Genomic DNA, 6,726 nt, shown 5'->3' on the forward strand with positions numbered 1-6,726 from the left:
ACAGTGGTGGGGTGCCGCCCAGGCTGACAAACCATATGGGAGATGCTTGTTGTCAAGGGCATTCCGGAAATACGCGATATCAGGATGATTCTTTGCTTCTTTTCCCTACAGTAAATTAACGCTATCATTTGGTTGTCATAATGTTTTCTTTTTTATTATTATTAGGTATAATGTTAGATAAAATTATTTTCTTGTAAAGGATCAATTAATTATGAATGAAGCAAACCAGGGATTTCTACAAATCGATGACAATAAGATCAACAATACCTTAAGACAGATTTTTGACGGTATGTATGATTACGTTCGGGTAATTGATAGAAATAATAATATCATCTTCGTAAATAAATCCATGGCTGATGCATTTGGGCCAATTCTCCCAGGTACAAAATGTTATCAGCTTATTGGAAAAGATTCATCCTGTGATCTTTGTGTATCCAGAAAAGCAGTTTTTGACGGTTTTCCACATCATAAAAATGAAGTCATCGGAGATAGAACCTATTCAGTAATGAGTTCTCCCGTTAAAAATGACAAGGGTGAAGTTTTTGCTGTCGTAGAAGTTCTAAGAGATATTACTCAATTAATTTCTCTCCAGAATCAAATAATGGAACAAAACTGTAAACTTGAAAATGATCTTAATATAGCAAGAAAACTTCAATGTAATCTCCTTCCCAAGATGCTTCCTCAGAAAAATTTTAAATACTCTATTATTTATAAACCTTGTGAAACCCTTGGAGGAGATTTTCTTGACATATTCAAAATTGATGATAACAGGGTGGGTGTTTATATAGCCGATGTTTCAGGTCATGGAGTATCTGCATCCATGCTTACAATATTCTTGCGCACATCAATAAATAAAAAGTGTTTATCCCCTTCTCAGGCTCTGTTGGAAATTTTTAACGAATATAAACATTTTAACCTTGATCATGATTTATATATTACAGTTTTTTATGCAATTATTGATTTAAAGGAGAAAACCATGGTTTTTTCAAATGCCGGCCATAATACTTCTCCAATAATTTTCAACAGAAATAAATATCAGACTCTGCTTACTCCAGGTATTCCAATTTGCAATTGGATGGAAGAGCCAAATTACACTGATAAAAAAATATTGTTAGAAAGCAGAGACAGGTTATTTCTATATACTGATGGGCTAAGTGAGATAAAAAATCCTATGGGAGAGCAATATGGAGAAAACAGATTTTTAGAAATTCTTTTAGATTATGACCCTGAGCCCTCTATTGCGCTAAATAGAATTCTCGATAGTGTATACCAGTTTTGTGAAATAGAAGACGTTTCTAAAGTACCTGATGATATCGCTATGGCTCTTATAGAGATAATTTGAGTTCTAACCTTCAGATAAGGTTTACTCCCGCTGAAAGTTAGAACTCATTATCATGATCTTATAGCTACTCTTTTCTCTACTCTAACATAACGTTAGTATTAGAAAAGGCTTATTAACCGGCATTAGAAACTTCATGCAGATCTTTGCAGAAATATAACTTTATTGAACCTGTAGGACAAACCTTTATACATTCTCCACAGTTGGTACAAATTTTCGAATCTATCTTTGCAAGAAAATCATTAACTGTAATGGCTCCATATTGGCATGCCTTCATGCATCTGCCACAACCTATACAGCCAACGTCACAGTTTTTCTTTGCAATGTTTCCTCTGTCGCGGCTGCTGCAGCTTACTGTATATTCACAGCAGGATGATACCAGTTCAATTATTTTCTTTGGACAAGCTGCAACACAATTGCCACAGGCTGTACATTTTGATGGTATTACCCGGGCAACCCCGTTTTCAATTACAATAGCATTAAAGGCACAGGCTCTTACACAATTTCCCATACCAACACATCCATAAGTGCAAGCCATTGGTCCTCCATACAGATTTGCAGCAGCTGAACAGTCCTGTATGCCACCATATATAAACTTTCTTCTGGCAACATCGTTGCTACCGCTACACATTACCCTTGCTATAACAGGATCAACACTTTTTGCTTCAACACCTAAAATCTCAGCTATCTTATTAGCTACTGACTGTCCCCCTACAGTACAGGCATTAACAGCAGCTCCTTCATTTACCAAACTTTCAGCATAATTATCGCAACCTGTAAAACCACATGCACCGCAGTTTGCGCCCGGTAAAACCTCCCTGATCTGAACAATCCTTTCATCCTGCTTAACTTCAAACTTCTTTGAAGCATAAGCCAAGCCTAATCCGAATATCAGACCTAAACCTCCTACGATCAGAACAGGTAATAATATCCCTTCTAACATATTAACTAATCTCCCCTCTGCTATTACTGAAACAATCCCTGAAATCCAAAAAACGCAACTGAGACAAGAGAAGCAGCAATTAAAGAAATAGAGAACCCTTTTAGAGATTCTGGTATATCACTTAGTTCCATTCTTTCTCTTATTCCCGCAAACAGTGTAATTGCCATTGTAAACCCTGCTCCTCCGCCAAATCCGTATACCACTGAATTTATAAAGCTATACTCATATTGAATATTCAACAGCGCAACACCAAGAACTGCGCAGTTGGTAGTAATAAGAGGCAGATAAATTCCAAGGGCCGTATACAAAGAAGGCATGGTTTTCTTAAGAACTATTTCAACAAACTGAACAAGAGCAGCTATAACTAATATGAATGCCGTAGTATTCAGATATTGCAGTTCAAAAGGTTTAAGTAAATATTCATGTACAAGCCATGTCACTGCAGAAGCTAAAGTCATAACAAATATAACTGCTGCACCCATTCCAATGGCTGGAGTAAGGCTTTTTGATACTCCAAGGAAAGGGCATATGCCTAAGAATTTCGTTAAAACAAAATTTTCAATAAGTATGGCACTTAAAATAATGATTATTATTTCTTTCATCTGGATGCCACCTCCTTGCATGTGCTTTGAGAACCACAGCGCATTTCACATCCCTGACATCCTACAGCTCTTATCTTCATGGAACTAAATTTATTTAGCAGACCTATAAGAGAACCAAATACAAGGAATCCTCCCGGAGGTAAAATCATTAATACCGCAGGGTCAAATAAATTTGCAGTTACAGTAACGCCAAAAATCGTACCGTTGCCCAGAAGTTCTCTTATCGAGCCTATTAATGTTAAAGCAATAGTAAATCCCAGGCCCATGCCTATTCCATCCAATGCTGAATAGAAAACTGTATTTTTGCTGGCAAACATTTCAGCTCTTGCAAGAATAATACAGTTTACCACTATCAAAGGTATAAAAATTCCAAGGGATTTATTCAATTCAGGAGCAAAAGCCTTCATTAAAAACTCTACTATTGTTACAAATCCTGCTATAATTGTAATAAACGCAGGTATTCTTACTTTATCAGGTATTATTTTTCTTGTAAGTGATATTACAATGTTTGATCCCAGCAATACAGCTGTAGCAGCCAAACCCATTCCTACACCGTTAATGGCAGAAGTTGTAACCGCCATAGTAGGACACGTTCCCAATACCAGCCTGAATGTGGGATTTTCATTGATCAATCCATTGACCAGCGTTTTTAAAGCTTTCTTCATTTAGAACCTCCTCCTTCACCAGAAATCGCTGCTGCCAAATCGATAGCAACCTGTACGGCATTAACTACAGCCTTTGATGATATTGTAGCCCCGCTTATGGCATTTATTTCTTCATCTGCCGTCCCTTTATTTTTAACTACCTTTAGGCGGTCTTTGGGCTTAATGTTATTAAACTGGGATATAAAAGGGTCCTCTGTAATCTTTGCTCCTAAACCCGGTGTTTCTTTATTATCGCCTATCTTAACCCCGGTAACTTCCCCATCACTGTTAATTCCAACAACTATGCTTATATTTCCGCCATATCCTTTAGTATCCAAAGCAAAAACATATCCTACAACAGAATCAGAATTCAGTCCTTTATAAGCCGATTTTACCATACCGGTTTCAGGCAGGTCATTTTTATAATCCTCAATGTTTTCTATTTCTTCGAAATAACTAGCTGCAGCCAGTACTTCCATCCTTGCATTCTCCTCTTCTTCAGCTGCGCGCTGGGCAATGATATCCCTGGTGCCGACATAGGTAAAAGCAAGAGCTGCGGTAACAACGAAACAAATTGCAAATAATATACCTGCAGGTTTAAATATATCACGCACTGGCTTTTTCACCTCCGAAACTTTTTGGTATGGTAAATCTATCAATCAGAGGTACCACTATATTCATTAATAGTATTGCGAAGGATACCCCTTCCGGATAGTTGGTATATAACCTGATAATAGAAGCAAGCAATCCACAGCCTACTCCCATTATAATTCTTCCTTTTAAAGTCATTGGTGAAGTTGCATAGTCAGTTGCCATAAAGAATGCTCCAATGAGCAATCCTCCAGCTAAAACATGATAAATAAAATCGCCTGTAAAAAGACTGTCTCCTCCGAAAATCCATGTGAACAACGCTAAAGTTCCTATAAATGCTATTGGTATCTCCGGGCTAATTACTTTTCTATAAAACAGATAAGCCGCTCCTATTAAAATAGCTAAAGCAGAAGTTTCTCCAATACAGCCAGCTATATTTCCAAAAAACATGTCCAAATAACCAGGCAAAGCACCTTCAACTGCTTCCTGTCCCTTTTTGATTAAAGCAAGAGGTGTCGCAGAAGAAACTACATCAGGTTGTCCCGGTACAGACCATCTGGTCATGTGCCCGGGCCATGAAATCATTAACATTACCCTCGCTGTCAGGGCAGGATTCATAAAATTCTGGCCTATACCTCCAAAAAGCTGCTTTACTACAACTATTGCAATAAAGCCTCCCACAAACGCAATCCATAATGGTATGGAGGGAGGAAGATTTAATGCAAGCAGCACTCCTGTAACTACCGCACTCAGGTCCCCTATAGTATTATCTCTTTTAAGGATTCTACGGGTAATATACTCGCAAACAACACAGGACAACACTGTGATGAATATAACCCATAAAGTTCTTGCTCCAAAAAAGTATACTCCAGCTATTACTGCCGGGATCAGTGCGATCAATACATCAAGCATTATACTTCTTGTACTCGAATTATCCCTTAAGTGAGGTGATGAAGTTACTATGAAAATGTCTTCCATACTTATTTGCCTCCTTTCGCAGCGGCTTGCTTCAATTGGGCTTTTGCAAGCCTAATGGACTGTACCAGATGTCTCTTTGACGGGCACACATAAGAACAAGATCCGCATTCAATACAGTCATTTGCGTGATATTTTATCAACTCATCAATGTTTCCTTTAAGTGAATGCAAGTTAATAAAAAGAGGCATCAAATTCATAGGACAAGCACTAACACATCTTCCGCATCTTATGCACGCACTTTCCGGCTCCATCTGTGAATCAACTCTGTCAAAAGCCAAAAGGGCATTTGTATGTTTTACCACAGAAGTATCCAGAGAATACTGAGCAACTCCCATCATAGGCCCACCCATTAAAATTTTATGGGGAACAGATTTAAATCCTCCGCAGAATTCAAAAACATCTCTCAAGGGTGTACCTATAAGCACTTCAACATTTGAAGGGTTTCTTACTGCAGAACCGTCAACTGTAACTCTTTTCTTAATAAGAGGCATTCCGGTTTTTAAATACTCGGAAATAAAAGAAATACTGTTAACATTCATTACAATTACCCCAACGTCCATAGGTAACTTGCCTGGAGGAACTTTTCTGCCGGTAACTGCATAAATTAACATTTTTTCTGCGCCCTGAGGATATCTTGATTTAAGTTTTACCACGCTTATTTGGTCGCCGTTTTTTGTTATATTTATAAGTTCCTTTATTGCTTCCGGCTTGTTGTCCTCAATCCCGATTATGGCTTTTTTAATACCCAGGAGATTCATGACAATATTAATTCCTGATATTATATTCTCAGAATTTTCTATCATCTCCCTGTAGTCTGAAGTAATAAACGGTTCACATTCCGCACCGTTTACCACCAGTGTATCAATTAATTTATCTGGAGGCGGTGAAAGCTTTACATGGGTGGGAAAACCAGCTCCACCAAGTCCTACAAGCCCTGATTTCCTAATTGCCTCAATAAGCTGCTTGCTGTCATTGCATACAGGTGGCTTAACATCTTCATGAACTTCCTGATTCCCATCTGGCTTTATTTCCACAGTAGTAACATTAAATCCTCCCGGATAAAGCATGGGAGCTACATTTACCACTGTTCCCGATACACTTGAATGTATGGGAGCAGATATAAAACTTTTTGAATCCCCTATTATCTGGCCTACTTTAACAGTGTCACCTTTTTTTACAAGGGGATCACAGGGGGCACCTATATGCTGGAGCATTGGAATAATTATTTTCTCAGGCACACCCATTTTAACTGTTTCGCATTCGGCAGTATTCTTATAGTGAGGAACTGCCGCGCCTCCTTTAAAGGTGCTTCTTTTTATTATCATAACCATGACCCCATTTACTATACTATATTATGTTTTTTGTATACATTCTATATCTGATTATATCATACTGCATACTAACTCTAAAGACTTTTCGTATGTCAGAACCAAATATAGAATCATCGTAACTATATAATTATACAATCAGCAGGAAATAAAATCAAAGACTAAAAATGGCGTGTTTGTGTCAAGTACTAGTGGGCAAATTTTTCATTTTTCCTTGTAGTAAGAATATGCCAGTACTTTTTTACTTGGTTTGATCTTACTTACCGCATTTATTCCACGGTTCCCTTGACAACGAGCCTCT

At 37.8% G+C, this 6,726-nt stretch carries 7 protein-coding genes; 1 reads left to right on the plus strand and 6 read right to left on the minus strand.

The genetic code is table 11. The features are described 5' to 3' along the window. Nucleotides 1-211 precede the first annotated feature (211 nt). The gene (locus tag GXX20_06730; protein ID HHW31354.1) at nt 212-1,342 is read left to right on the plus strand and encodes a SpoIIE family protein phosphatase; all 1,131 of its coding nucleotides are present in this window, start codon (nt 212-214) and stop codon (nt 1,340-1,342) included. A gap of 112 nt (nt 1,343-1,454) precedes the next feature. Here the strand turns inward: GXX20_06730 and GXX20_06735 are convergent, their stop codons facing one another. The 6 genes from GXX20_06735 to rsxC are packed head-to-tail and all read right to left on the minus strand — an operon-like array spanning nt 1,455 to nt 6,419. Beyond that, complete coding sequence (locus GXX20_06735) at nt 1,455-2,282, minus strand: RnfABCDGE type electron transport complex subunit B (GenBank protein ID HHW31355.1); 828 nt, start codon at nt 2,280-2,282, stop codon at nt 1,455-1,457. 23 nt (nt 2,283-2,305) lie between these two features. After that, a complete protein-coding gene (rsxA, locus tag GXX20_06740) occupies nt 2,306-2,884 on the minus strand; it encodes an electron transport complex subunit RsxA (protein HHW31356.1) in 579 nt (192 codons plus the stop codon). Next, nucleotides 2,881-3,549: an electron transport complex subunit E gene (locus tag GXX20_06745; protein ID HHW31357.1), complete on the minus strand. Its 669-nt coding sequence runs from the start codon at nt 3,547-3,549 to the stop codon at nt 2,881-2,883. The genes rsxA and GXX20_06745 overlap by 4 nt, the downstream gene beginning before the upstream one ends. Continuing rightward, on the minus strand, nt 3,546-4,142 hold the full coding sequence (locus tag GXX20_06750; GenBank protein ID HHW31358.1) for an RnfABCDGE type electron transport complex subunit G: 597 nt from the start codon (nt 4,140-4,142) through the stop codon (nt 3,546-3,548). Before GXX20_06750 ends, GXX20_06745 begins: the two co-directional genes overlap by 4 nt. Next, nucleotides 4,135-5,097 carry an RnfABCDGE type electron transport complex subunit D gene (locus GXX20_06755; protein HHW31359.1) on the minus strand — a complete coding sequence of 321 codons (963 nt, stop codon included), beginning with the start codon at nt 5,095-5,097 and terminating at the stop codon, nt 4,135-4,137. Before GXX20_06755 ends, GXX20_06750 begins: the two co-directional genes overlap by 8 nt. A 2-nt stretch (nt 5,098-5,099) precedes the next feature. After that, nucleotides 5,100-6,419, minus strand: coding sequence for an electron transport complex subunit RsxC (rsxC, locus tag GXX20_06760; protein HHW31360.1), 1,320 nt, complete (start codon nt 6,417-6,419; stop codon nt 5,100-5,102). Nucleotides 6,420-6,726 lie beyond the last annotated feature (307 nt).

The organism is Clostridiaceae bacterium (genome assembly GCA_012840395.1).
GTDB lineage: Bacteria > Bacillota > Clostridia > Acetivibrionales > DULL01 > DULL01.

Excerpts from the sequence above, each read along its gene's own strand:
- GXX20_06730 (HHW31354.1), top strand. The coding sequence starts at position 212 with ATGAATGAAGCAAACCAGGGATTTCTACAAATCGATGACAATAAGATC.
- GXX20_06755 (HHW31359.1), bottom strand. The coding sequence starts at position 5,097 with ATGGAAGACATTTTCATAGTAACTTCATCACCTCACTTAAGGGATAAT.
- GXX20_06735 (HHW31355.1), bottom strand. The coding sequence starts at position 2,282 with ATGTTAGAAGGGATATTATTACCTGTTCTGATCGTAGGAGGTTTAGGT.
- GXX20_06745 (HHW31357.1), bottom strand. The coding sequence starts at position 3,549 with ATGAAGAAAGCTTTAAAAACGCTGGTCAATGGATTGATCAATGAAAAT.
- rsxA (HHW31356.1), bottom strand. The coding sequence starts at position 2,884 with ATGAAAGAAATAATAATCATTATTTTAAGTGCCATACTTATTGAAAAT.